Origin of the sequence: Belliella calami (assembly GCF_022549695.1) — a bacterium.
GTDB classification, from domain to species: Bacteria; Bacteroidota; Bacteroidia; order Cytophagales; family Cyclobacteriaceae; genus Belliella; species Belliella calami.
Genome location: NZ_JAKZGS010000011.1, coordinates 100,974 through 124,727, shown reverse-complemented (window position 1 = coordinate 124,727; position 23,754 = coordinate 100,974). Strand labels below are relative to the sequence as shown.

The 23,754-nt window shown below is 37.3% G+C and carries 20 protein-coding genes; 13 read left to right on the top strand and 7 right to left on the bottom strand.

The window, feature by feature from the left end; genetic code table 11:
* Window positions 1-2: 2 nt before the first annotated feature.
* Window positions 3-428, bottom strand: a complete 426-nt coding sequence (locus tag MM236_RS13525) for a heavy-metal-associated domain-containing protein (RefSeq protein WP_241275520.1) — start codon at window positions 426-428, stop codon at window positions 3-5.
* A 129-nt stretch (window positions 429-557) separates the two neighbouring features.
* On the opposite strand from MM236_RS13525, the gene MM236_RS13520 reads away from it, so the two are divergent.
* A complete protein-coding gene (locus MM236_RS13520; RefSeq protein WP_241275519.1) occupies window positions 558-1,346 on the top strand; it encodes a tetratricopeptide repeat protein in 789 nt (262 codons plus the stop codon).
* Between the two features lie 274 nt (window positions 1,347-1,620).
* Here the strand turns inward: MM236_RS13520 and MM236_RS13515 are convergent, their stop codons facing one another.
* From MM236_RS13515 to mltG, 3 genes are read right to left on the bottom strand one after another with little or no spacing between them, the layout of a single operon-like run.
* Window positions 1,621-2,571, bottom strand: a complete 951-nt coding sequence (locus MM236_RS13515) for a YihY/virulence factor BrkB family protein (RefSeq protein WP_241275518.1) — start codon at window positions 2,569-2,571, stop codon at window positions 1,621-1,623.
* 9 nt (window positions 2,572-2,580) lie between these two features.
* A complete protein-coding gene (locus tag MM236_RS13510; RefSeq protein WP_241275517.1) occupies window positions 2,581-2,988 on the bottom strand; it encodes an acyl-CoA thioesterase in 408 nt (135 codons plus the stop codon).
* 1 nt (window position 2,989) lies between these two features.
* Entirely contained in the window at window positions 2,990-4,033 is a 1,044-nt protein-coding gene (mltG, locus tag MM236_RS13505; protein ID WP_241275516.1) for an endolytic transglycosylase MltG, read from the bottom strand.
* Between the two features lie 23 nt (window positions 4,034-4,056).
* Here mltG and MM236_RS13500 point away from each other — a divergent pair, with 23 nt between their 5' ends.
* The 10 genes from MM236_RS13500 (at window position 4,057) to ctlX (ending at window position 17,156) form a co-directional block, all read left to right on the top strand.
* Window positions 4,057-4,521, top strand: a complete 465-nt coding sequence (locus MM236_RS13500) for a (deoxy)nucleoside triphosphate pyrophosphohydrolase (RefSeq protein ID WP_241275515.1) — start codon at window positions 4,057-4,059, stop codon at window positions 4,519-4,521.
* Window positions 4,522-4,574: 53 nt separating this feature from the next.
* Window positions 4,575-5,204: an L-threonylcarbamoyladenylate synthase gene (locus MM236_RS13495; protein ID WP_241275514.1), complete on the top strand. Its 630-nt coding sequence runs from the start codon at window positions 4,575-4,577 to the stop codon at window positions 5,202-5,204.
* Window positions 5,205-5,262: 58 nt separating this feature from the next.
* Window positions 5,263-5,883: a WbqC family protein gene (locus tag MM236_RS13490; RefSeq protein WP_241275513.1), complete on the top strand. Its 621-nt coding sequence runs from the start codon at window positions 5,263-5,265 to the stop codon at window positions 5,881-5,883.
* 80 nt (window positions 5,884-5,963) lie between these two features.
* Window positions 5,964-8,498 (top strand): ATP-dependent Clp protease ATP-binding subunit, encoded by a 2,535-nt coding sequence (locus MM236_RS13485; protein ID WP_241275512.1) that lies wholly within the window; start codon window positions 5,964-5,966, stop codon window positions 8,496-8,498.
* Window positions 8,499-8,986: 488 nt separating this feature from the next.
* Complete coding sequence (locus MM236_RS13480) at window positions 8,987-11,788, top strand: TonB-dependent receptor (RefSeq protein ID WP_241275511.1); 2,802 nt, start codon at window positions 8,987-8,989, stop codon at window positions 11,786-11,788.
* A gap of 29 nt (window positions 11,789-11,817) precedes the next feature.
* Window positions 11,818-13,218 (top strand): hypothetical protein, encoded by a 1,401-nt coding sequence (locus MM236_RS13475; protein ID WP_241275510.1) that lies wholly within the window; start codon window positions 11,818-11,820, stop codon window positions 13,216-13,218.
* Window positions 13,219-13,269: 51 nt separating this feature from the next.
* On the top strand, window positions 13,270-14,235 hold the full coding sequence (locus MM236_RS13470) for a hypothetical protein (protein WP_241275509.1): 966 nt from the start codon (window positions 13,270-13,272) through the stop codon (window positions 14,233-14,235).
* An 11-nt stretch (window positions 14,236-14,246) separates the two neighbouring features.
* The gene (locus MM236_RS13465) at window positions 14,247-15,020 is read left to right on the top strand and encodes a leucine-rich repeat domain-containing protein (protein WP_241275508.1); all 774 of its coding nucleotides are present in this window, start codon (window positions 14,247-14,249) and stop codon (window positions 15,018-15,020) included.
* 269 nt (window positions 15,021-15,289) lie between these two features.
* On the top strand, window positions 15,290-16,198 hold the full coding sequence (locus MM236_RS13460; protein WP_241275507.1) for a hypothetical protein: 909 nt from the start codon (window positions 15,290-15,292) through the stop codon (window positions 16,196-16,198).
* A 22-nt stretch (window positions 16,199-16,220) separates the two neighbouring features.
* Complete coding sequence (gene ctlX, locus MM236_RS13455) at window positions 16,221-17,156, top strand: citrulline utilization hydrolase CtlX (protein ID WP_241275506.1); 936 nt, start codon at window positions 16,221-16,223, stop codon at window positions 17,154-17,156.
* On the opposite strand, the gene MM236_RS13450 is transcribed toward ctlX, so the two are convergent.
* Both MM236_RS13450 and purB read right to left on the bottom strand, forming a co-directional pair.
* The gene (locus tag MM236_RS13450; RefSeq protein ID WP_241275505.1) at window positions 17,153-18,718 is read right to left on the bottom strand and encodes a SulP family inorganic anion transporter; all 1,566 of its coding nucleotides are present in this window, start codon (window positions 18,716-18,718) and stop codon (window positions 17,153-17,155) included. The genes ctlX and MM236_RS13450 overlap by 4 nt on opposite strands.
* A 195-nt stretch (window positions 18,719-18,913) precedes the next feature.
* Window positions 18,914-20,260, bottom strand: a complete 1,347-nt coding sequence (gene purB / locus MM236_RS13445; RefSeq protein ID WP_241275504.1) for an adenylosuccinate lyase — start codon at window positions 20,258-20,260, stop codon at window positions 18,914-18,916.
* A gap of 317 nt (window positions 20,261-20,577) precedes the next feature.
* On the opposite strand from purB, the gene MM236_RS13440 reads away from it, so the two are divergent.
* Both MM236_RS13440 and MM236_RS13435 read left to right on the top strand, forming a co-directional pair.
* Window positions 20,578-21,684, top strand: coding sequence for a ferredoxin--NADP reductase (locus MM236_RS13440; protein ID WP_241275503.1), 1,107 nt, complete (start codon window positions 20,578-20,580; stop codon window positions 21,682-21,684).
* A 7-nt stretch (window positions 21,685-21,691) separates the two neighbouring features.
* Window positions 21,692-22,186 carry a hypothetical protein gene (locus tag MM236_RS13435; RefSeq protein WP_241275502.1) on the top strand — a complete coding sequence of 165 codons (495 nt, stop codon included), beginning with the start codon at window positions 21,692-21,694 and terminating at the stop codon, window positions 22,184-22,186.
* Between the two features lie 76 nt (window positions 22,187-22,262).
* Here MM236_RS13435 and MM236_RS13430 read toward each other — a convergent pair whose 3' ends face one another.
* Window positions 22,263-23,720, bottom strand: coding sequence for an SLC13 family permease (locus tag MM236_RS13430; RefSeq protein WP_241275501.1), 1,458 nt, complete (start codon window positions 23,718-23,720; stop codon window positions 22,263-22,265).
* Between the last annotated feature and the right edge of the window lie 34 nt (window positions 23,721-23,754).

Sequence of the window (23,754 nt, the reverse complement as noted above, 5' to 3'; positions counted from 1 at the left end):
GTTTAATTTTCAAATGTTCTTTGAAAAAAAGCCCCCAATTTGTAGGTAAGTGAACTTTTGTTTATCGCTGGACAACTTTGAGCTAACATTTCATCTGAGGGCTGGTAAAGACTTGCCTCCAAATAAAAATCTTTGCTAATTGACTCTATAATATCACTTGGAGCTTGTTTATTTCTGTCATATAAACAAACCATATGACCGGACTTCACATTCATCCTGACGTCTCTTACACCATCCAATTTACTGGTGTGATTTTTTACGCTGATCGCTTCCAACGAATCCAACTGATTCACAAAATCAATCCTACTCATCGTCAAATTTGGTTTTCCATCATTTTTGGGTTGCGTCACCAAATAGATATGAACTGCCAAAGTCACAACTAATGCTGCAAAAATGGCAAGACATCCAATTATTATTTTTTTGAACATGGCTCAATGTTTTTAGTATACTGCATATACGACACCACTTTGGATTCTGGATTGGATAGACATATAATTATTCAGAATTATTTTTTTATTCATCAGCTATTTTATTAGTTTTGATAAAATTCCATTACTATGAAAAACATTACCAAGTATTTAGCTCTTGCCTTTTTTGCTCTAACTTCTTGTTTCGGTAGTTTTTCCGAAGGAGAAATCCATTTTAGAAATGGAGAATATGAAAAAGCTATTTCTGAATTCTCTTCTACACTTTTTATGAATGTCACAGATATCAAGTCACTACACCTTCGAGCAAGAGCTTATGAAGAACTTGAAGAATTTCAAAAAGCAATGGCTGATTATAAAAGAATCCTTAGCATAGATCCGAACTATGCACAGGCTTACGGCGGCATTGGAAAATTGTATTGGAAAATAGAAGATTATGAAAATGCCCAAAAAAATCTATTGATTGCAGCTAAACATGATGAAAATGACTTTGAAATAGTTTATCTTTTGGCAAGATCTTTTTTGATGAATGAAAATTACAAAAGCGCAGATGAGTTTTTTTCAATTGCTGCAAAACTAAAACCAAGAGATTCCAAAACATATTTTTACCAAGGGATAGCCCGGTCAAAAATGGGCATCCCCGATGGAGCAGCAGGTTCATTTAACATGTGTCTGATGTATGATCCTGACAACCTTACGGCATTATACAATAGAGGATTGGCTCGAATGTCATTTGGCTATGTAAAGTGGGCGATTGAGGATTTTGAAGCCTATCTAGAAAAGGATCCAGACCACGTCAACTCTCTGACACAATTAGGTCTTTGCAAAAAACTACTCAAAGATCCCAGTGCCTGCAGATACCTTGCCTTAGCTGCAAACAGAGGTAGTGAGATTGCTCGGTTAAATATGGATGACTGTTGAGGAAAGATAATGGATATTGGATAAAAACTACCGTCCTGGAGTATACGGAGGTAATTGAGTTCTTAAAATTCAGAAGGTAGATTTATCATCCTCTCGCCTCTCGCTTCTTAATCCTCAATTATCAACACCTCAATGTTCGACCCTTTCAGGGTCGTGTTACGCTACAATTGTGTTTTCATCCCCCCGGTTTCACCGAGGGCTATTCAAATGTTAAAGCCTTTCAGGCTTATCCTTCTCTTATCTCGTCTCTCGGTTCTAGTATCTAGTATCTTTCTCACAAAGTATTCTCTAGCGCCCTTGTCACCATTTTTTTCTTGGCAGCTTTGTCTAAAGACACATTGATCTCAAAGCAAACCAATATGATCAAAGAAGTGATAAACAACCATAACATCACAGCCAGCATTGTCCCAATGGAGCCATAGAGCTTATTATAAGTAGCAAAATTATTCAGGTAGTAAGAAAACAAATAAAATCCTGCTGTAATCAACAGCCCAGCAGTGGTAGATCCTGTTGAGAAAAATTTCCATTTATCATGAACAGCAGGTGCAAATCTAAATATGTATGCCGTAGCAATCATAAAAACAGCAAGCAATACAAAGAACCTGAAAAAGGCAAGTAAGTAGTAATAAAGATTACTCGATACAATTTCCCATTCTGATATGCTGTAAAGTACACTACTGCCCAAAATCATAATTACCACAGCTCCACAAACAGTCAATACAAGTACCATTATAATACCAACAGCTATCATTCTTGTCTGAAAGAATGTCCTGTTTTCTTTTGTCCTATACACAGCATTAAACGCACTCATAAGAGACATCACTCCATTGGTAGCCAAAAAAAGTGCTAAAAAGAAACCCAAAGAAAGCAAACTCTGCCTTGGCTTACTCACTATATCCATAATAGTAGATTCTGCTTCAGCATAAATAGTAGCCGGCATAATCTCCTCTGTAAATCTTAAAATATTCTGCGTAGTCACATTTTCAAAAAAATAACCTATGTAGGGAATTACATTTAGTAAAAATAGCAACAATGGAAACATCGCTACAGTAAAACTAAATGCAACGGATCCTGCTCTTTCAATAATTTCGTCCTTTCTAATCTGCTCCATAAAAATCTTACCCACATCATAGAGGTTTTGATCAGGATTTCCAAAATGGATATGTCTCAGTTTTTTAGCCTTACGGGTGAACTTGATCGAAAGAAGTCTGATTATTTTTTCCACTTAAAAAGTCTATTCAAAATATGGTTTCAATAAATCTAGTAAATATTGCGGTGGTCTACTCGGTCTGTGAGTATTTTTTTTCAGAAATGTCAGAATAGTTTTTCCCTGAGTGATCATTTCTTCACTCTCATTAAACACCTCATAATCAAATGAAATTCTAACACCTGGCATTTCTTTGATTGTAGTTTTGAGTGTCAGAAGCTCATCATACTTTCCCGGTTTAAGGTATTTGGTAAATTGCTCCAAAACTGGCATCATTACTCCTTCTTCCTCCATTTTCTTATAAGAAAAACCTACAGATCTCAACGCCTCTACTCGCGCCACTTCGAAGTACATGGCATAATTGCCATAATATACGTATCCCATCTGATCTGTTTCAGCATATCGTACCCTTATTTGTGTTTCTGCTTTGAACATCTCAATAAATTTTAGCTTGATTTAGTGCATTTTGGTATTTTCTGGCATTGATCAAATGCTCCGCCAAGTTGGTAGCAAACGCATGATAGCCAGAAAAATCATCTTTGGCACAAAAATACAGATAATCATGGTTTTCAAAGTTCAGCACTGCATCCAAAGCGGAAATTTCCGGCAAATTGATCGGCCCTGGAGGCAAACCCAAATACTTATACGTATTGTATGGACTGTCTATTTCTTTGTGCACATTCAGTACCCTTTTGATACTGAAATCTCCAACAGCAAACACCAATGTAGGATCAGCTTGCAATGGCATATTGATTCTCAACCTATTCAAGTAAACTCCAGCCACCTTTGGTCTTTCGTCAGCTTTTTGTGTTTCAGCTTGTACGATTGATGCCAAAGTAGAAACTTCATTTTGAGTCAATCCAAGTGCATTCGCTTTCTGTTTTCTTTCCTCAGTCCAGAATTTGCTGTATTCAGTATGCATCCTGTCAAAGAGATTTTCGGCACTTGTATTCCACCAAACTTCATAAGTATTTGGGATAAACATGGCCATAATCGTCTCTTCTTCAAATCCAAACTTTCTGATATTTACAGAATCTGTCAATAAGTTAAGAAACTGTTCATCTGTCAATTCAAGCTTACTGGTGATTTTCTCAGCCAAATCTACTTTCGTACGCACATTGTTGAAAGTCAACCTGACAGGTGTTTGATTAGCTGATCTGAGTAGTTTTACTACATTCAAATTACTCATCCTAGGATTGATTTTATATAATCCAGGCTTTACATTATCTTGGTATCCTAATATTTTTGCAACAAAACTAAAAGTAATCACATCATGAATTGTTTCGTCCTTATAAAGACTATCGGAAACATTCTTGAATGTTGCATTGCTGGGGATTTCAAGCATGAAAGGTTCTTCACCTTCCAAAATCGTATTTGGACTGAAGAATGCCTGATAAAAGTAGAATGAAAGTGAAGTCATCAACACCGAAAATGTGATAACACCTATTAGATAGTATTTCGTTTTTTTATCCTCAAGCATAATATTAATAGAAAACTCTTTGATTGAGCGCAAAAATAGGGAATTTTGTTCATCGGGCTTATCAAAATCAAAAATTGATGCATGCAATCATTAGGGTAACTTGTGCAATTATCATTTCAGACGAAAAAATCCTCTGTGCACAAAGAGGTAAAAACATGGCTCATCCGCTATTATGGGAGTTCCCAGGAGGAAAAGTGGAAAATGGAGAATCAGATGAGGCATGCATAAATAGAGAGATTCTTGAAGAGTTAAATCTTCAAATTGAAGTGAAGGAAAAGCTTGGAACCACCCGTCACAAATACAGTGAAACAAAAGAAATCGAACTTATTCCGTTTATTTGTAGCTATATAGGAGGAGAATTGAAACTTAGGGAACATCAAAAAGTCCAATGGCTAACATTTTGCGAACTATCCAATCTCAATTGGGTAGCAGCAGATCTTCCGATTGTGGACGAACTGGTAAATAAGTATTGCAATAACAAAAGTTGAAAATTCTCCAATTGAGATTAAATCAAACTATAAACCTAATACATTCGAACAAAATGGCTGCTGAATTCATAAAGCTTTATCCGGAAAATCCAGATCCAAAAAAGATCCAAAGAATCATAGATGTCCTTAGGTCAGGTGGCGTTATTATATATCCTACAGATACTGTGTATGGAATGGGATGTGATATCCACAATCAGCGTGCGGTAGAAAGGATTTGCCAAATCAAAGGAATAAAGGCAAAGAAGCATAACTTTTCCTTTATCTGCTATGACCTGAGCAATATCTCTGAATATACGAGAGCTTTGAGTACTCCTGTATTCAAAATAATGAAAAAAGCGCTTCCTGGACCTTATACATTTATCCTAGAAGCAAACACTTCTGTACCAAAAATACTCAACAGTAACAAAAAGACTATCGGTATCCGGGTTCCAAACCATCCAATCCCAAGGTTGCTCGTCAAAGAGTTGGGGCAACCAATTCTTACTACATCCATCAGGGATGAAGATGACGTAATTGAATATAGTACAGATCCTGAGTTGATATATGAAAAATACCAAAACCTTGTAGATATTGTCATTGATGGAGGATATGGCAACAATATTGGATCTACAATTTTGGATTGTACAAATGATCAGATTGAGATAGTAAGAGAAGGTTTGGGGAATTTGGAAGACATACTTTAAAAATTCTTCTTAAATAAAATTTCAAAAGCTAATTAACACCCCAATCATCAAAAATACAATGCCCATAATCACAGAGTTATTTTATCTACCTCCCATTGAACATTTTGTAGCTATTCATAATGAGAAAATGGTTTTATTGGACATTCAAGAAAATTATCAAAAGCAAACATATAGAAATCGCTGCCAAATAAGACTCGCAAATAAGGTAGAAACACTGAGTATCCCTGTTTTGGGTGGCAATAAAAAAATCAGAACAGAGCTTGTCAAAATCGATTATAATCAAAAGTGGGTAAATGTACATTTGAGAGGAATCCAAAGCGCTTATGGAAAAGCACCCTTTTTTGAATATTATTTTCCATACATTGAGGAAGTGTTTCAAAAAAAGATTGACTTATTAACCGATTTCAACATGGAACTACTGACAGTTTGTCTGAAACTACTTCAGTTGGACATAAAAGTAATGAAGCTTGATAAATCTGATACAAACAGCGAATCAATTGACATAAGAGGTTTAATAAGTGCAAAAAGCCCGTTTGAAGATCGCAACATCTATCAACCAGCTCCCTACAGCCAATTGTTTGGCTTAGACTTTGTTCCAAATTTAAGTATCATTGATTTATTATTTTGTGTTGGTCCGGAATCGAGTAATATTTTGGTAAAGTCTCAAAAAAATCATTGAACAAACGTTAAAAGAATTGTGTTTTTAAAACAAATTCTTTAACATTAGTAAAGATTTCAAATCATTTAGAAAGGATATAAATGGAAGCAAAATTTTCAAACAGAGTCAAAGAGGTGATCTCACTAAGTCGCGAAGAGGCTTTGCGCTTAGGTCATGATTACATAGGTACGGAACACCTCTTGTTGGGTATGATTCGTGAGGGTGAAGGCGTGGCTGTTTCCATATTGAAAAAGTTAGGCGTTCCTCTGGACGAACTGAGGAATTCTGTGGAGCGTGCAGTCAAAGGCACTGCAAACCACAATGTAAAAAACCTTGCCAACATTCCATTGACTAGGCAGTCGGAGAAAGTATTAAAAATCACTTATTTAGAAGCTAAAATTTTCAAAAGTGCTTTGATTGGAACAGAACACCTGTTGCTATCTATTCTGCGCGATGAAGACAATATTGCCACTCAAATTTTACAGAAATTCGATACCAACTATGATTCCGTAAAGGAGATGTTGGAATTTCAGACTGATTCAGGTCCGAGATCTAAAGCGGAAGCTGATGATCCGGATGAAGATGGCAGTAAGCTGTTCGGTTCTTCTTCAGGTAGTGGATCATCAAGTGGATCTACAAAACCTGGTGCCGAAAAATCTAGAACTCCAGTTTTGGATAATTTCGGTAGAGACCTAACCAAAATGGCAGAGGACGACAAACTTGACCCAATCATAGGTAGAGAAAAGGAAATTGAGCGTGTCGCGCAGATTTTGTCGAGAAGGAAGAAAAACAATCCAATCTTGATCGGTGAACCAGGTGTAGGTAAAACTGCAATTGCAGAAGGTTTAGCATTGAGAATCATTCAGAAAAAAGTATCAAGAGTCTTATTTAATAAAAGAGTTGTGACACTTGATTTGGCATCTTTGGTAGCTGGTACCAAATACAGAGGTCAATTTGAGGAAAGAATGAAGGCCGTGATGAACGAGCTTGAAAAATCTCCAAATGTGATTCTTTTTATAGATGAACTTCATACTATCGTAGGAGCTGGTGGAGCAAGTGGATCACTTGATGCTTCCAACATGTTCAAACCAGCCTTGGCAAGAGGCGAAATTCAATGTATAGGTGCCACCACACTTGATGAATACAGACAGTATATTGAGAAAGATGGAGCCTTGGCAAGAAGATTTCAAATGGTAATGGTAGATGCTACCACTCCAGAAGAAACTGTCCAAATCCTTAACAATATCAAAGACAAATACGAAGACCACCACAATGTCATCTATACTAACGAAGCTATCGAAGCTTGTGTAAAACTTTCTGACAGATATATCTCTGATAGATTTTTACCAGATAAGGCAATAGATATCTTGGATGAAGCAGGTGCACGTGTTCATATCAACAACATCCATGTTCCGGAAGATATTTTGAAGCTGGAAGAGGAAGTGGAGCAAATCAAAGTTGAAAAAAACCGGGTTGTCAAAAGCCAGAAATATGAAGAAGCTGCCCAATTGCGTGACAAAGAGAAAAAACTCTTGGAACAATTGGAAACTGCCAAGGTAAAGTGGGAAGAGGATAGCAAATCAAAAAGGTACAAAGTCGAAGAAGACAATGTAGCTGAAGTGATTGCAATGATGACAGGAATCCCTGCCAAAAGAATTGCTCAAAAAGAAGGAGCAAAATTGCTGAATATGTCAGAAGAGCTTAAAGGAAAAGTAATTGGGCAAGACGAGGCAATCAAAAAGCTCACGAAGGCAATTCAAAGAACTAGAGTTGGTCTGAAAGATCCGAAAAAGCCAATTGGTTCATTTATATTTCTAGGACCAACGGGTGTTGGAAAAACGGAATTGGCCAAAATGCTAGCTACATACCTATTTGACAAAGATGATTCTCTAGTACGAATTGATATGTCAGAATATATGGAGAAATTCTCTGTATCAAGATTGGTTGGAGCACCTCCAGGATATGTAGGTTACGAAGAAGGTGGACAGCTTACTGAGAAAGTTAGAAGAAAACCGTATTCTGTAGTTCTTTTGGATGAAATCGAGAAAGCTCATCCAGATGTATTCAATATCTTACTTCAAGTATTGGATGATGGCATTCTGACAGATGGATTGGGAAGAAGGGTAGATTTCAGAAATACTATTATCATCATGACTTCCAATATCGGAGTAAGAGACCTGAAAGATTTCGGTGCAGGAATTGGTTTTGCCAACAAAGCCAAAACTGACAATATGGATGAAGTGATGAAATCTACTATCCAAAGTGCTTTGAAAAAGGCTTTTAGTCCAGAATTCTTGAATAGATTGGATGATGTGGTTGTATTCAACTCACTAGAAAAGTCACATATTCATCAAATCATAGAAATCAGCTTAAATAAGCTATTCGGAAGAATTACGGATTTGGGATATAAAATTGAGCTGACTGACAAAGCGAAAGATTTCTTAGCAGAAAAAGGATATGATCAACAGTATGGAGCTAGGCCTCTGAACAGAGCAATCCAAAAGTATCTTGAAGATGCTCTTGCTGAGGAAATCCTCAAAGGTGAACTTTCCGAAGGAGATGTTATCACTGCTGATTACTCTGGTGAAGGAGAGGAACTAAGTATCACAGTAAATAAAAAAGAAAACGCAGAGTAAGATCAAGTTGATCAAGAAATACATAAAGCGGCTAGATGTTCTAGCCGCTTTTTTTTGTCTTCAAAAATCTGGAAAAGGTTAAAATAAAGTATGATTCTCAGCTCCATGATGGATTGCTTTAATTCATTACTGGAAAATGCCAATAATTATAAAATTGAATTAAAAGTAGATGTATTATCGACTTGACTTCGCTGTCCTGATAAATTTTTCTCCTAACAGGTGAAAATTACTGTTTTTTCAAAATCAATTCCTGAATTGAAGAAGACGCCGAAATTTTTTGATCAATTATTTTCATCCTAATATTGTTATCTAAGTGTGAAAAACAACATATAAAAACCTCAATTACAAATATTTAACACCTTGTTAATATTAATTAAACTTTAACAAAACACTATATTAACTTTAAGGAAACATTAAACAATGCTATAATAACAATTTGAAAATATTTCGGAAATGATATAGCAAACTAGCGGTCGCAACTTTGCGGTATGAAGATCAAGTTATTGTTATTGTCATTTTTGCTAATAGGTTCTTCTGATTTGTTTGCTGCTAAGATTAACGGAAAAATCAGAGATACTTCTAGTAAAGAACTCCTTATTGGAGCGAATGTAGTTATTAAAAGTGCCGACGCGGCATATGGGAATACTACTATTACCGGTCTTGATGGTGTGTATTCTTTCAATAACATCCCGCAAGGCACTTATAATCTGACTGTTTCCTATGTAGGTTATGCTACCATCAATGCAATTGTAGAAGTAAATAGTCCAAGTGCTACAGCTACTCAGGATTTTGATCTTGAATTTGATGAAGCAGTCCTATCAGAATTTGTAGTTACCTCAGGTGCACGAGGAACAGATATCCAAGCCCGACAACTTGAAAGAAACTCTGCAAGTGTCCTAAATGTAATCTCTGCTAGACAAATTCAGTTATCTCCAGACATCACTGTAGCAAATGTGATCCAACGTGTTTCGGGACTATCTATAGAAAGAAATGCAAGTGGTGATCCACAATATGCTATCGTAAGGGGAATGGACAAAAGGTACAACAACACCTTAGTCAACGGCATCAAAATCCCTTCTCCCGACAATGAAAATCGATTCGTTCCTTTAGATATTTTTCCAGCTGTACTTTTGGAGAGATTGGAGGTTTATAAATCACTCACAGCAAACATGGAAGCCGATGCAATAGGTGGAACTGTCAATATGGTGATGAAAAGCGCTCCAGAACAATTGATGATAGAAGGAGACTTTCAAATTGGCTACAATGCTCTGAATTTTGATAGGCCATTCCAAACTTATGATCGCTCCAATTTGAACAAGCTTTCACCGAAAGAACAATTCGGTCCAAATTATAGAGCTACACCTGATGATTTCCCTGTAGAAAACATGATCAACAGAGATTTAAGCAAAGCAATGCCAGATGTTTTTGCTAATCTCACTTTTGGAAATAGATATTTAGACAACAAACTTGGAGTGATGCTTGGTGGAAGTTTTCAAAACTCTTACCGTCCTGTTTCCAATTATTTTTATGATCCAGAACCAAACTTCAACTTAGGGAATCCGCTGGATATGCGAAGGTTGATTGAAAGAGAAACAAGCTCCCAACAAACAAGAGCAGCTGTACATGGGAAATTGGATTACAATCTAAATCCAAAAAACAAGTTTAGCTTATACCTAGGACACTATCTTCTGAACGAATTCAGAGTAAGAGATCAAGTGAGAAGAGAGTCTTTTGTGGCTACTACAAACATTTCTGTTTATCCAATAACAAGATTTAGCAATATTTTCCAATCGATAACCACAGCGGATCTAAGAGGAGAACATCAGCTTTTGCCAAATCTTCAAGCCAATTGGATGGCAATCTACTCTTCCGCCCTAAACGACAGACCTGATGATGGAGTGTTTTCAAGAGCAGGTACGCTTATCACTGAAGAAAATAGGATCATTAACGAATCTCTTTATTTTCAAGGAACGAGAAACTCTAGAGCTTGGGAAAGAAATCGGGACGATGACATTTCACTTTATGTAGATTTCAAATACAATCCCAATATTATCAATGAAAAAACCGAAATCCTATTTGGAGCATTAGGAAGAAATAAAGTTAGAGACAACTATTTTAACTTTTACAATTATGCACAGATATTCGGGCAATTCAGAGGGGTTGATTGGGATGATTTCGGAGAAGTCCGATTCACTGCAATGGCAAACCCTTTAGGAAGTGGGGATAGAAGTAACCTTGTGTATGATGCATATGAAAATATTTATGCGGGATATGTCAATGCCAGTGTTACGGTAAACAAAACCAACTTCCAAGCTGGAGTGAGAGCAGAGCAAACTTTTCAGGGATATGAAATAAATTCAATCTCAGCTAATAGCAACAATACTGAACTGAAAAAGGAACAAGACTATTTAAACATCTTCCCGTCTGCTAGCATCAAACATAGCATCAACAACAAGACAAATCTAAGAGCAACTTATTTCAAAGGGATAAGCCGACCAGGTTTTTATGAAATAGTACCAACAATCAGAAGTGCTGGAGGAGGTGATTCGTTTTTTACTGAAAGAGGTAATGAAAACTTAAGACCTTCCATCGGACATAGTGCTGATTTGAGATATGAATTTTTCCCATCTGGTGCTGACCAAATATTGATAGGTGTTTTTTACAAAAAAATAATTGATCCTATAGAATACGGCTTTCCTCAACCTGAGAGTGATGGATCAGTTACGAACGCGAGGACTATTCTTCCTCAAAACTTTGCTGACGCAACCAACTTTGGGGTAGAAGTCGATTACACCAAGTATTTCAGTCAGTTTGGTATCAGAATGAATTACACATTTACAAATTCTGAAATCATGACTAGTAAAGTTTTGATAAATGAGGACAGAACCAATTCTGTAGTGAATCAAACACGTCCACTACAGGGTCAGTCTGACCACATCGCAAATCTGAGTTTACTATACAAAAACCAAAATGCCATGTTGGATATCCAATTGGTGGGGAATTATGCTGGTGAAAGGATAGCAGTAGTCTCTCCATTCTTGGGTGCTGATCAGTATATGAAACCGATGACTCAATTGGATTTTTCAATAGACAAAGGTTTCAAAAATGGCATGGTGCTTTTTGCGAAAGTCAACAATATCCTTAACACACCCTATCAACTATATATCAAAAAACCACTTACAATCCCAACTGACCCATACCCATATCAAACTGATCCTTTCAACATCGCAAATGTTAGAAGAGACCTTTTTGGACAATCATTCAGGTTGGGCGTTCGCTATACACTTTAAATAAGAATTACAACTAAACTATAATGAATATGAGAACGATTAAATCACTTCTATTATTAGCATTATTGTCAATGGCTATCATGAGCTGTGATGATAATGGAGAAATAGATCCTATCGATGAAAATCCAGAAGAAGTACTTGAAGGTATTTCTGGAAATATGAATGAGATCGAATTTGAAAGAGGCGAGACTTACAAGGTTGTTGGAGACTTGACCGTACCTGCAAACCAATCAGTGACAATTCCTGCTGGAGTTACACTTGAATTTCAAGAAGGAACAAATGGTGAAGCATGGTTTATTGAGGTTTTGGGATCATTGTATATTCAAGGTGAAGAAGGTGCAAGAGTTACCCTGACTGCATCAGAAGCACTTATCAATTCTCCAAAAAACAATGGAACTGGCCAGCTTTGGGGTGGTGTAATCGGCACAAACGTAGCTGGTGACTTGGTAATCCTTTACACAGACATCCTTCATGCCGGTGGTGCTGCTAGAGAAGAAAATGTAATGACCCAACCATCTACAGGTGGTGGAGGTGAATTGAGCGCTGGAGATGCTAGTTATGCCATTTACTATATCAGACAAAATGAAATGAGACAGGATGGTATATTTGTTTTGAATAATTCAAGAATAGCATTCTGCCCAGATGACGCAATCAGAATCAACGGTGGAAAAACTTTGATGACATACAACACCTTTGAAGTAACAGGTGGAACTGGTGGTGATGCGGTGAATATCAAAGCTGGAACTTCTGGTGATTTTGGGTTCAACCTTTTCTATAACCTAGCTACCAATGGTCTTAAATCAGCTGATACAGGACCAGGAGAAAGAGGTAAATGTCACACTAATTTCTACAATAACACTATCCTCAACTCAGGCTACAGAAGGTCTGAGCCAGGTAGAGGTGCGGGATTAAACTATGAATCTGACGCTTATGGTGATGTTCACAACAACCTTTTGGTCAACAACAGATTTGGACTAAGACTCGTCTCGGGTGAATCTCAGCCAAGAGTGGAATCAATCAATTATGGTTACAACTGGAACTATGGTGCAGTACAAACGATCACAGATGAATTCTACCCTACCAGTGCTACAACATCAGTAGGCTTGATTGGAAATGATCCTAGAACTCCAGTTCCTACTACTGACATCGCAGGTGCTCCAAAAGAAAATGATCCAATGTTTGAAAATTATGATCCAAGTTCATTCACTTTTGGTGGTAATTCAAATGTAAGCACTGATCCTTTGGCTAGAAACATTGACCCTATTCCAGCAAATGCAGATTTCCATCTAAAAGCAGGTTCTCCAGCCTTGACTGGTGGAAAAACAGATTTCGAACCTGTTCATGCTGCTTACACTTCTTTGGACGGAGCATTAAACTTCGCTCCTCCTGCTCCAAAAGCTCACTTCGGAGCATTCGGAGCAAGAAACTAATCAAACTCTCAATGGAGCGGAATTTTTCCGCTCCATTTTTATTAGAACCTTATGAAGTATTATTTTCTAGTCATCGTGATGATTTTTGCTATATCTAGCCAATCATGTGTCGATGATTCCAACCCTATTGAAACTGGTTACAATTGGTCAACTCATGAACCATTTAAAGCGGTTTACAATACATTTTCAATGCCCTTTTCAGAAAAATGGAATCCATCTGCTGAAGTAAAAGGGACTGTTGCGCTAAGAGAAGCATCAGGACTGGCATATAGTTACAAAAACCCAGGGAAACTTTGGTCACATCAAGACTCAGGAAATACAAACATGCTATTCCTAATCGATGCTGAAACCGGTGAAATAATTACCAGATATAGAATCGAAGGAACAGTAAATATAGATTGGGAAGACATAGAGATTTCAAATGGTCCTGAAAAAGGTGAAACGTATCTATATGTGGGTGATACTGGTGACAATCAAGAAAGAAGAGGTTCTTACACAATATACCGATTCAAAGAACCTGAATATCAAGAGTCACACTCAGGGCAGACAATAACGCTTTCAGATCTGGAAATAGACAAGATAGATTTCGAATTCCCTGATGGAAGTCATGATACCGAAGGTCTATTGGTTGATCCAGTTACTCTTGACATTTTCTTAGCTACCAAAAGAGATGTGGTCTCTTTCCTTTATGTACTTCCATATCCACAAAAAACGGAAGTTAAGGATGCTGCATTCAAAGCTGGCGAGTTTGGCTTTAGAGAAACATCTGCTGCCACAAGTAATCTAGCAGGAGACAAAGTACTGATCAAAAACAGACAAGAAATTTTCTATTGGGAAAAAGCAGATGATGAAAGCATGGTACAAATGCTCAGCAGGAGGCCAATCAAAGCACCATATGTTGGCGAACCTCAGGGAGAAGCAATTTGCTTTGACCTCGATGGAAACTACTTTACAGTAAGTGAAGAACTAAATAGCACTACAAGACCTAATCTTTACAAATATTTAAAAATCAACTAATCACAAACAAAATGAAGAATTTTATCAAATCTTGGTCAATTTTGACCCTTTGCTTAGTGGCCGTATTCAGCTTTAGCTGTTCAGATGATCCAGAACCTGATACACCTCAAATTGTAAATATTCCAGACACAAACTTAGCTACGCAAGTAAGACTAGCTTTGGAATTGGAAGCTTCTGCACCAATCACATCTGAAGATATGCTAAGATTAGAACAGCTTACGATTGATGGCGGAGATGATTTCGCTGGAACTATCAGTGAAATAGCCGACTTGACTGGTCTTGAATTCGCAGAAAACCTAACTTACCTGCACTTCGGAACAACCAAAGTTACGAACCTTGATCCTATCAAAGACTTAAAAAAGGTCGAATATTTGAGAATGAACAACACTGCCGTTACAGACCTTTCTCCTATCTCTGAATACACTACATTGACATATTTCAATGCAAATACTACAAGAGGAATTTCGGATATCAGTGCTTTGTCTAAAAATACTGGAATGAAAGAAATTATCCTAAGAGAAGTACCTATGGGAAATACTGGCTTGACTACTATCAAAAACTTCACGACTCTTTACAGAATCAACATGAGAAACACCGGTGTGACTGATGTGACTGTATTGGGTGAAATGATGGAAGCTGGCGCATTGCTTGACACTACACCAGGTGCTTCTGAAAACGGTGGCGCAACGTTGGATTTGAGAGGATTGTCAGTAGCTGACTGGAGTCCAATCAGACCATACATGGCTCAAATTTCCAATATCGAAGGTGTTCCAAACGAGGACTAATTTGCCAATTTCACATTGTCCGAATAAGCACAAATGTTTCTTTACAATTAGCTAAAATAAATTTCTCCAAAAGTGGATTTTCCCAATTCGTTGACAATTATCTGCAACATAATGGTTTATTTATTTCTAACTGGCTAAGAAGAGGATAATCGTATTTACAATTATGCCACCAAAACTTTTGATTTGGTGGCATAATCATTTTTAACAAGGATTAACTTTGCCCCTGTAAATCAGGCTTAAAATTTGACGTTTTAAAAATCATGAATACAATGATGAATTACATTTTCAAAGCCTTCTTGGTAATTTTTACAATCCCAATGTGGCTTGGGCAGATTGCTCCTCAAACAAAGAAACTCCCTCTTATTCCTACCTATCAAGACTCTATCTATTCCAGTCCACAGAAAATGGGGATATTGAAAAATAAAGAAATAGATGAAGCAAGCGGATTGGTTTTTTCAAGAAAACATGCCAACCTGATCTACACCCATAATGACAGCGGTGGAGACCCTTATGTATATATGATAGATACTTTGGGAAATGATTTGGGGAAAATAACCTTGGATGATGTCAAAAACAGAGACTGGGAGGATATTGCTATCGGTCCAGGGCCTGACAAAAACAAATCATATGTTTATATAGGTGAAATCGGAGACAACCAAGGGAAGTATCCAAATATCAAAATTTTCAGATTCCCTGAACCAAATGCTTTATCTAAAGAACAATCTGTAAAGCCCGAGATACTTACTCTAACCTATCCTGATGGCCCGAGGGATTCAGAGACTCTGATGGTTGACCCTATCGAAAAGACCATCTACATCATATCCAAAAGGGACAGCTCTAATACACTTTACAAAGCTCCAATTGATGCTTTTAATAAAGGTGAAGTTGAATTGGAAGAAGTGATGAAACTTCCATTTACAATGGCTGTAGCTGGAGACATTTCTTCTGATGGCTCACAAATCCTTGTCAAAAATTATTTTAATGTATTCTATTGGGAAAGAAAAGAAGGCGTATCAATCTCCGAAACGATGAAAACTGCTCCTATGAAGCTCCCTTATAAGCCGGAACCTCAAGGCGAAGCTATTGGCTTTTCTCCAAATGGAAACAGTTATTTTACATTGAGCGAAAAGCGATTCAATATTCAGCCGACGCTTTATAGATACGAAAAAAACAGGTAAATTTAGGCTTAATAATAAAAAAATGCCTTCCCAAACCTCCTCCACCATCTTGATGGTTCGTCCTGCAAACTTTGGCTTCAATCCTGAAACTGCTGCCAATAACTTTTACCAGAAGCAAGACGAAAGAGACAGCCTCGAAATCAATAAAATCGCCCAACAAGAATTTGATGGTTTTGTAGCATTGTTGAAAAGTAAAGGTGTCGAGATTATTGTGATTGAAGATTCAATTGAACCTAAAAAAACAGATTCGATTTTCCCAAATAATTGGTTTAGTACGCATGAAGATGGAAAAGTGATATTGTATCCGATGTTTTCGCCAAATAGAAGATTGGAGAGGAGAAAAGACATTATTGAAAGTCTGATCCAATCGGGTTATCAGGTAAGTGAAATTATTGACCTTAGTTTTTTTGAACAGGACGAACAGTTTTTAGAAGGAACAGGGAGTCTGATTTTGGATAGAGTGAACCAAATAGCTTATGCCTGTAGGTCTTTGAGAACCCATCAAGTACCCTTGGAATATTTGGGTAGGTTACTTGAATTTGACATTGTAGATTTTGACGCAACACAAATTATCAATGGAGTGGCATCGCCTATCTACCACACCAATGTAATGATGCATATAGGGTCTGAGATAGCAATTGTCTGCCTGGAAAGTATTCCAAATACTACGGAAAGATTGAATCTACAGTCCAGATTGGAGAATTCAGGGAAGAAAATCATTCCAATCACTGCAAAGCAAAAATTCAACTTTGCAGGAAACATGCTAGAGGTACAAAATAAAAAAGGTGAAAAATTCACTGTCATGTCCCAGGCGGCTTTTGATTCATTGAGCAAAGCCCAAAAAGAAAATATCAACAAATACACACAAATAATCACTCCAAACATCCCGACAATAGAAAAACTTGGCGGAGGAAGTGCTAGGTGCATGATGGCGGAGATTTTCCTCAAAAAAGACTAATGTAAACCACCTATTTTTACTGATTTGATTTTGATGGTATCTACTTCAATATCTCTTTCTTTTGCATTGATCTTGAAGTTTTCTATCACCTCCAACACATCATAATCTATAATTTTGGAATTGGCACCATCAATTACCACATGTTTTCCATTTGGAATTTCTTCAAGTGTTTTGATCAAAGCTCCTTTGTTCAAAAAACTTACTTCTTCAGATAGAATTATTCTGATTGAATCAGGCGAATCCTTGTGGCCTTTTACTGTCAGCACATGGGAATTCTGAAAGTTTCTCAGTAGAATATAGATAATGGCCACTCCCATCCCCAAACCTATCCCGATCAACAGATCAAAAATCACTATTCCTAAAATGGTAACTATAAAAGGAAGGAACTGATCCCAGCCCAACTTTGCCTGAGTCTTGAACAAAGATATTTTAGCTAGTTTGTAACCAACCAAGAGTAAAATAGCTGCTAGGCAAGCCAATGGTATCAGGTTGAGCAAAGTTGGGATCAAAAGAACGCTAAGAACCAAAAGTACTCCGTGGAATATCGCTGACATTTTTGTTTTTGCTCCGGAAGTGATATTGGCAGAGCTCCTTACAATAACAGCCGTAACAGGTAGTCCTCCGATAAGTCCATTTAAGATATTGCCGGTACCTTGTGCAAAAAGCTCTCGATTTGGAGGAGAAACCCGCTTGTATGGATCAATTTTATCTGCCGCTTCTAAGCTCAATAGTGTCTCCAAACTGGCTATAATTGCTATTGTAAACGCTACTAGCCAAACTTCGGAATTCCCTATTGCAGAAAAGTCAGGAAAAGTAAAAAGTGTAGTAAACCCTTCCCAACTTTGCACCTGGGGCAAGACAACCTTATCTTCTATGTCCAAATACAAAGTTGGGACAACAAATTTGAAGAATTTATTGATTCCAACACCTAGTATTACAACCAACAATGGCCCAGGTATCAATTTTAATATTTTGTTTCTCTTGACAAATGGCTTATCCCATAGAATCAAGATTACCAATGAAACAACTGTAATTATCAACGCCCCAAAATCAAATTCATTAGCTAAATTCCTCAAATCCAAAACTGCTTCCCAGTCATTTACAAATGGGATATATTTAGCGAGGTTTTGTGTTTCATTTACCCCAAACGCATATGGAATCTGCTTGATTATCAATATTATCCCAATCCCTGCAAGCATTCCCTTGATTACAGATGTGGGAAAATAATAACCAATCACACCGGCTTTTACTATTCCCAAAATAATCTGAAACACTCCTGCAAGTACTACAGCAAGTAAGAATACATCAAAGGCACCCAAATCAGTGATGGCATTCAATACTATGACCGTAAGTCCTGCTGCTGGTCCGGAAACGGAAGTACTTGAACCCGATAAATATCCAACTACAATGCCACCTATCACTCCAGCAATGATCCCAGAAAACAAAGGTGCTCCAGATGACAAAGCTATACCCAAACACAATGGCAAAGCCACCAAAAACACTACCAATCCAGCAGGAAGATCTGAACCAAGATGGGAAAATATATTTTTTGATTTGTTCATAGGAAAGATTGGGCTGGTTAAAATCTCTGAAACCTGAAAAATCAAGCTCTACTATGGTAAAAATAGAATAATTCGGCTTCTTAGAACCTTATTTGGCAAAAATTTTAAAGAAACTAATAACAATGCTATAAGAATCTTGCCTTTGTCCAATTTTTTAGATTTTGGCAAAAGCAAGATTCATTTCAAAAGTGAAAATTAAGCAATCCCTGTATAATTGAAAGGGGTGATTTTTTTCAATTCAGCCTTGATTTGATCATCTACCTGTAAGGTTTCTATAAAATCAGAAATTGATTCTGCTGTTATTTTAGTATTTGTTCTTGTAAGGTCTTTCAAGGCTTCATAAGGCTTAGGATATCCTTCTCTTCTCAACACTGTCTGCAAAGCTTCCGCTACAACAGCCCAGTTATCTTCAAGATCTACCTCAATGGCCGCGGCATTCAATTCTAGCTTGTTCAGACCTTTGTTCAAGGACTCAAAAGCTATCAGCATATGTCCCAAAGGCACACCAATAACACGCAACACCGTACTGTCAGTCAAATCTCGCTGCAATCTGCTGATTGGCAATTTGGCAGAAAGATGTTCCAACAATGCATTTGCTACTCCTAGATTCCCTTCGGCATTTTCAAAATCTATTGGATTCACTTTGTGAGGCATGGCTGATGAACCAATCTCTCCTGCTTTTATTTTTTGCTTGAAATAATTCATAGCTACATACTGCCACACATCTTTGGACAAATCCAAAAGGATGGTATTAATACGCTTCAAACCGTCAAAAAGTGCTGCTAGGTTATCATAATGCTCGATCTGTGTAGTTGGATAACTTCTATCCAAACCAAGATAATTTGCCACAAAACCGTTGGCAAAAAGCATCCAATCAATCTCTGGATATGCGACGTGATGAGCATTCATATTTCCAGTAGCACCACCGAATTTTGCAGAATAAGGAACTTGCTTTAGAAGCTCAAGCTGTTTTTCAACCCTTGTCACAAACACCTGAAACTCCTTACCCAACTTCGTCGGGGAAGCAGGCTGACCATGTGTCTTGGCTAGCATTGATATATCTTTCCATTCTTCCACCCTACTTTTTAGATTCGCCAAGACTTCCTCCAAAACAGGTAAAATCACTTCTTCAAGGCCATCTTTGAGCATCAATGGTGTGGAAGTATTGTTGATGTCCTGAGATGTCAAACCAAAATGAATAAACTCTTTAAAAGTTTCTAATCCCAAGCCATCAAATTTTTCCTTCAAAAAATACTCAACTGCTTTCACATCATGATTAGTCACTTTCTCGGTTTCCTTGATGCTTTCCGCATCAGCTACACTGAAATTTTTCACCAATTCTCTCAAAGATCCAAACAGACTTTTATCAAAACCCTTTAGCTGAGGAAGTGGCAGCTCACAAAGAGCAATGAAATATTCTACTTCTACGTGAACTCGATATTTGATCAAGGCAAATTCTGAAAAGTATTGTCTTAATGGTGCAGTCTTGCTACCATACCTGCCGTCAATCGAACTTACGGCTGTCAGGTTAGTCAAATTCATGGGATTAGCTTTTGTTTTGAGGATGCAAATTTAGCCTTTAAAATGGAGAATCTTAAGGTACTTATGCAAATTAATGTCAAAATTTAGTCCTAAAAAGAATACTGGTTTGCTTTTATAGAACTGATTAATTTTTCTTTGAGTACATTTGCATATAGGAATTGGAAATGAAATTATCCCTAAAAATCTAAAAAACTAGGGAAACAAATCATTTTCAAAATCGATTATGTAATAAAATAGTTAGGGAGCTTCAAATTTAAATTCCGTGCATAAATGATGAAGCTTTCCTATTTAGATAAACGTGTAAAGGATAAGCGGGAATGTTTAATTTATTCAAAAAGAAAAAAAACGAGCCGTCTAAAGGCGAACAATATTTATCACTGAAAGTAAGGGAAGTAGTCAAAGAAACTCCCGATACAGTGAGTATATTCTTTGAACAGCCAGAGCCATATTTAGACTACAAGCCTGGTCAATTTATCACAGTCATATTAGAAATCAACGGAAAAGAGGAAAGAAGATCTTACAGTCTCTGTACTTCTCCTTATGTTGACCCATATCCTGGCATTACGGTAAAGCGTGTAGACAAAGGTGTAGTATCGAATTACCTCAATGACCACATAAGACCTGGAAAAACCATTGAGATTATGAAACCTTTGGGGAATTTCACTACTTCTTTTCACTCCAAAAACAAGACGCAATACTTTATGTTGGCTGGAGGAAGTGGAATCACTCCCATCATGGGGATCACAAAATCTGTCTTGGTAAATGAGCCAGCATCTAAAGTGACTATTCTATTCTGTTCAAGATCTGAAGAGCAAATTATCTTCAAAAAAGAATTCGAGGCACTCAAAGAACGATATGCTGAAAACTTAGAGATCATACACAACCTCAGTCAACCTAATCCTGATTGGAAAGGCATGAGAGGCAGGTTGGATTCAAACAAAGTTAAGGAAGTCTTAAATTGGAGCGATGACAAATCTACAACGAGCAAAAAATATTTTGTCTGTGGCCCAGAAGGATTGATGACCACTACTTTAAACACTTTCAAGGAAATCAACATCCCTACAGACTTGATCTTTGAGGAAAGCTTCTATACAGATCTTGATGCCAAAGAGACGGCACTCAAAGCTAGTGGTGAAATGGCTCCATCATTGACAAGAGAAGTTACTGTAAGTGTAGAAGGACAAGATTACACCTATGAGGTATCTCCTGAAAAAACGATCTTGGAAGCAGGGCTAGACAACAATATTGACATGCCATACAGTTGCCAAAGCGGACTTTGTACTGCCTGTCGAGGCCGTTTGGTCTCTGGAAAAGTTGACATGATCGAAGATGCAGGGCTTAGTGAAGGAGAGATTGCAGAAGGTTACATTTTATGCTGTTCTTCAAAACCAGCCAGCAGCGATATCAAAATAATCATAGAATAAGAAGATTTTGGAAAAAGACCCCATAAGGCCAATTTATGAAAAACTTGAAAGGAACACACTGATTTTGATCGCGTGTTCCATTCCTTTTTTCGCAATAGTATATTTATATTCTCAAAGTGAATCCATTAGTCGGGCTTCGTATGATTTGCCGGATTCTTTAGATTATATTTTGTTGGGATTGATTTATGGCTTATTAGCTGTTCATTATTGGAACTTTCACAAATCAATAGGAAAAATCCTGAATGAAAAACAGGATTTGGAAACCAAAATCCATTTGTACAAACAAGCTACGACGAAAAGGTTTTGGATATTGTTTTTAAGTAGCATTTTATGCTCTTTGGGATTGTTCATTTTTGAAAACAATGGATACATCATTGCCTACGCACTTACAATAGTCTTTTTATCACTTGGGAAACCCAGCCCTGATAGAATTGTACGACTCTTGCGACTGAAAGGAGAGGAACAGGAAAGAGTTATCCGAATTAAGACAAGGGAGGAATAGAAGAACTCATAAAAAGGATAAACCTTTTGAAACTTTCAAATTTAGTGGAAGTCATTTCTCTGCCTTACCAAATTACCTACTTGTTAAAATCTTGCGGAAAATTGAACAAGTCTATACCCCACACCAAGGGCATGAAATAATAAACATACAGGGAAATCAATATGATTGAGATTAAATTCAAAACAAACCCAGTCTTTGCCATTTCCCTAATTGTGAACAATCCAGAGCTAAACACGACGGCATTGGGAGGTGTGGCTACCGGCAACATGAATGCACAAGAAGCGGAAAGGGTCGCGCCAACCATGATACCATAGGGATGGATTTCCATACTGTATGCCAATGCAGCCAAAATAGGTAATATAATAGTCGTAGTGGCTAAGTTAGAAGTCAACTCTGTCAGAAAATTGATAGCCCCAACAAGGAAAAGCATTACCAGAATCAGTGACGCGCCTTCTAAAACAGTAAAGTTACTTCCTATCCACATTGTCAATCCGCTTTCTTTGAACCCTTCTGCCAAAGCCAGTCCTCCTCCAAATAGAAGTATGATATCCCATGGGATTTTTATGGCATCCTTCCATTCCATCAGTGGTTTTTTATCCTTTCCAGGCACAATAAACATCAACATCCCACCGATCACTGCTATCACTGTATCATTGATGCCACTAAAATATTTTTCCAATAAAATTGATTTGGTTATCCACCCTACTGCAGTCAGAAGAAATATGATTGCGACCATTTTTTCTTCATAGCTAATTTTTCCCAACTTCGCCAATTCTTCCTTGATCGTTTGACTACCAGTCGTCATTCGCTTGTGTGTCACACCATAAAAACGAGTCAAGTAAAACCAACAAATAAGCAACAGCAAAACGCTCAAAGGAAACATTAAGATAAACCAATCCAAAAAATTGATCTCAATCCCATAAAGTTCAGAGACTATTGCCACCAAAACCAGATTTGGAGGTGTACCAATCAAAGTTGCCAACCCACCAATAGAAGCTCCATAAGCAATACCAAACATTAGAACCTTCCCAAAACCATTCCCAATGGCAATCCCCGACATGTCGTTTTTCTCAATTTGTCCAGCGATTGCAAGACCTATGGGTAACATCATAACACTTGTAGCTGTGTTTGAAATCCACATTGAAAGAAATGCGGTAGCAAGCATAAAACCCAAAATTATAAAGCTCAATCTACTCCCTACCGACAATAATATCGATAGTGCTATTCTTCTATGAAGATTCCATTTCTCAATAGCAATTGCGATCAAAAAACCTCCCAGATATAAAAACACGATGTCATTTCCATAATTGATCGTTGTGCTTTTCACATCCATAATTCCTGTCATTGGAAATAAGACTATCGGAAGTAAGGATGTGACAGGTATTGGAACAATCTCAGTCACCCACCATAAAGCAATCCAAATGGTAGCTCCAAAAACGATTTGTGAATATCCAGTCATTCCTCCAATGGGATCCATCAATATTGATACTATAAAAATCAAGGGACCTAGTAGCAATATGACCGTTTTTTGCATCTTAAGAGTTGTTTTATCTTGATATTATTCTTTT

Coding starts and splice junctions, on each gene's coding strand:
- MM236_RS13525 (WP_241275520.1), bottom strand. CDS start 428: ATGTTCAAAAAAATAATAATTGGATGTCTTGCCATTTTTGCAGCATTA.
- MM236_RS13520 (WP_241275519.1), top strand. CDS start 558: ATGAAAAACATTACCAAGTATTTAGCTCTTGCCTTTTTTGCTCTAACT.
- MM236_RS13510 (WP_241275517.1), bottom strand. CDS start 2,988: ATGTTCAAAGCAGAAACACAAATAAGGGTACGATATGCTGAAACAGAT.
- mltG (WP_241275516.1), bottom strand. CDS start 4,033: ATGCTTGAGGATAAAAAAACGAAATACTATCTAATAGGTGTTATCACA.
- MM236_RS13495 (WP_241275514.1), top strand. CDS start 4,575: ATGGCTGCTGAATTCATAAAGCTTTATCCGGAAAATCCAGATCCAAAA.
- MM236_RS13490 (WP_241275513.1), top strand. CDS start 5,263: ATGCCCATAATCACAGAGTTATTTTATCTACCTCCCATTGAACATTTT.
- MM236_RS13485 (WP_241275512.1), top strand. CDS start 5,964: ATGGAAGCAAAATTTTCAAACAGAGTCAAAGAGGTGATCTCACTAAGT.
- MM236_RS13480 (WP_241275511.1), top strand. CDS start 8,987: ATGAAGATCAAGTTATTGTTATTGTCATTTTTGCTAATAGGTTCTTCT.
- MM236_RS13475 (WP_241275510.1), top strand. CDS start 11,818: ATGAGAACGATTAAATCACTTCTATTATTAGCATTATTGTCAATGGCT.
- MM236_RS13470 (WP_241275509.1), top strand. CDS start 13,270: ATGAAGTATTATTTTCTAGTCATCGTGATGATTTTTGCTATATCTAGC.
- MM236_RS13465 (WP_241275508.1), top strand. CDS start 14,247: ATGAAGAATTTTATCAAATCTTGGTCAATTTTGACCCTTTGCTTAGTG.
- MM236_RS13460 (WP_241275507.1), top strand. CDS start 15,290: ATGATGAATTACATTTTCAAAGCCTTCTTGGTAATTTTTACAATCCCA.
- ctlX (WP_241275506.1), top strand. CDS start 16,221: ATGCCTTCCCAAACCTCCTCCACCATCTTGATGGTTCGTCCTGCAAAC.
- MM236_RS13450 (WP_241275505.1), bottom strand. CDS start 18,718: ATGAACAAATCAAAAAATATATTTTCCCATCTTGGTTCAGATCTTCCT.
- purB (WP_241275504.1), bottom strand. CDS start 20,260: ATGAATTTGACTAACCTGACAGCCGTAAGTTCGATTGACGGCAGGTAT.
- MM236_RS13440 (WP_241275503.1), top strand. CDS start 20,578: ATGTTTAATTTATTCAAAAAGAAAAAAAACGAGCCGTCTAAAGGCGAA.
- MM236_RS13430 (WP_241275501.1), bottom strand. CDS start 23,720: ATGCAAAAAACGGTCATATTGCTACTAGGTCCCTTGATTTTTATAGTA.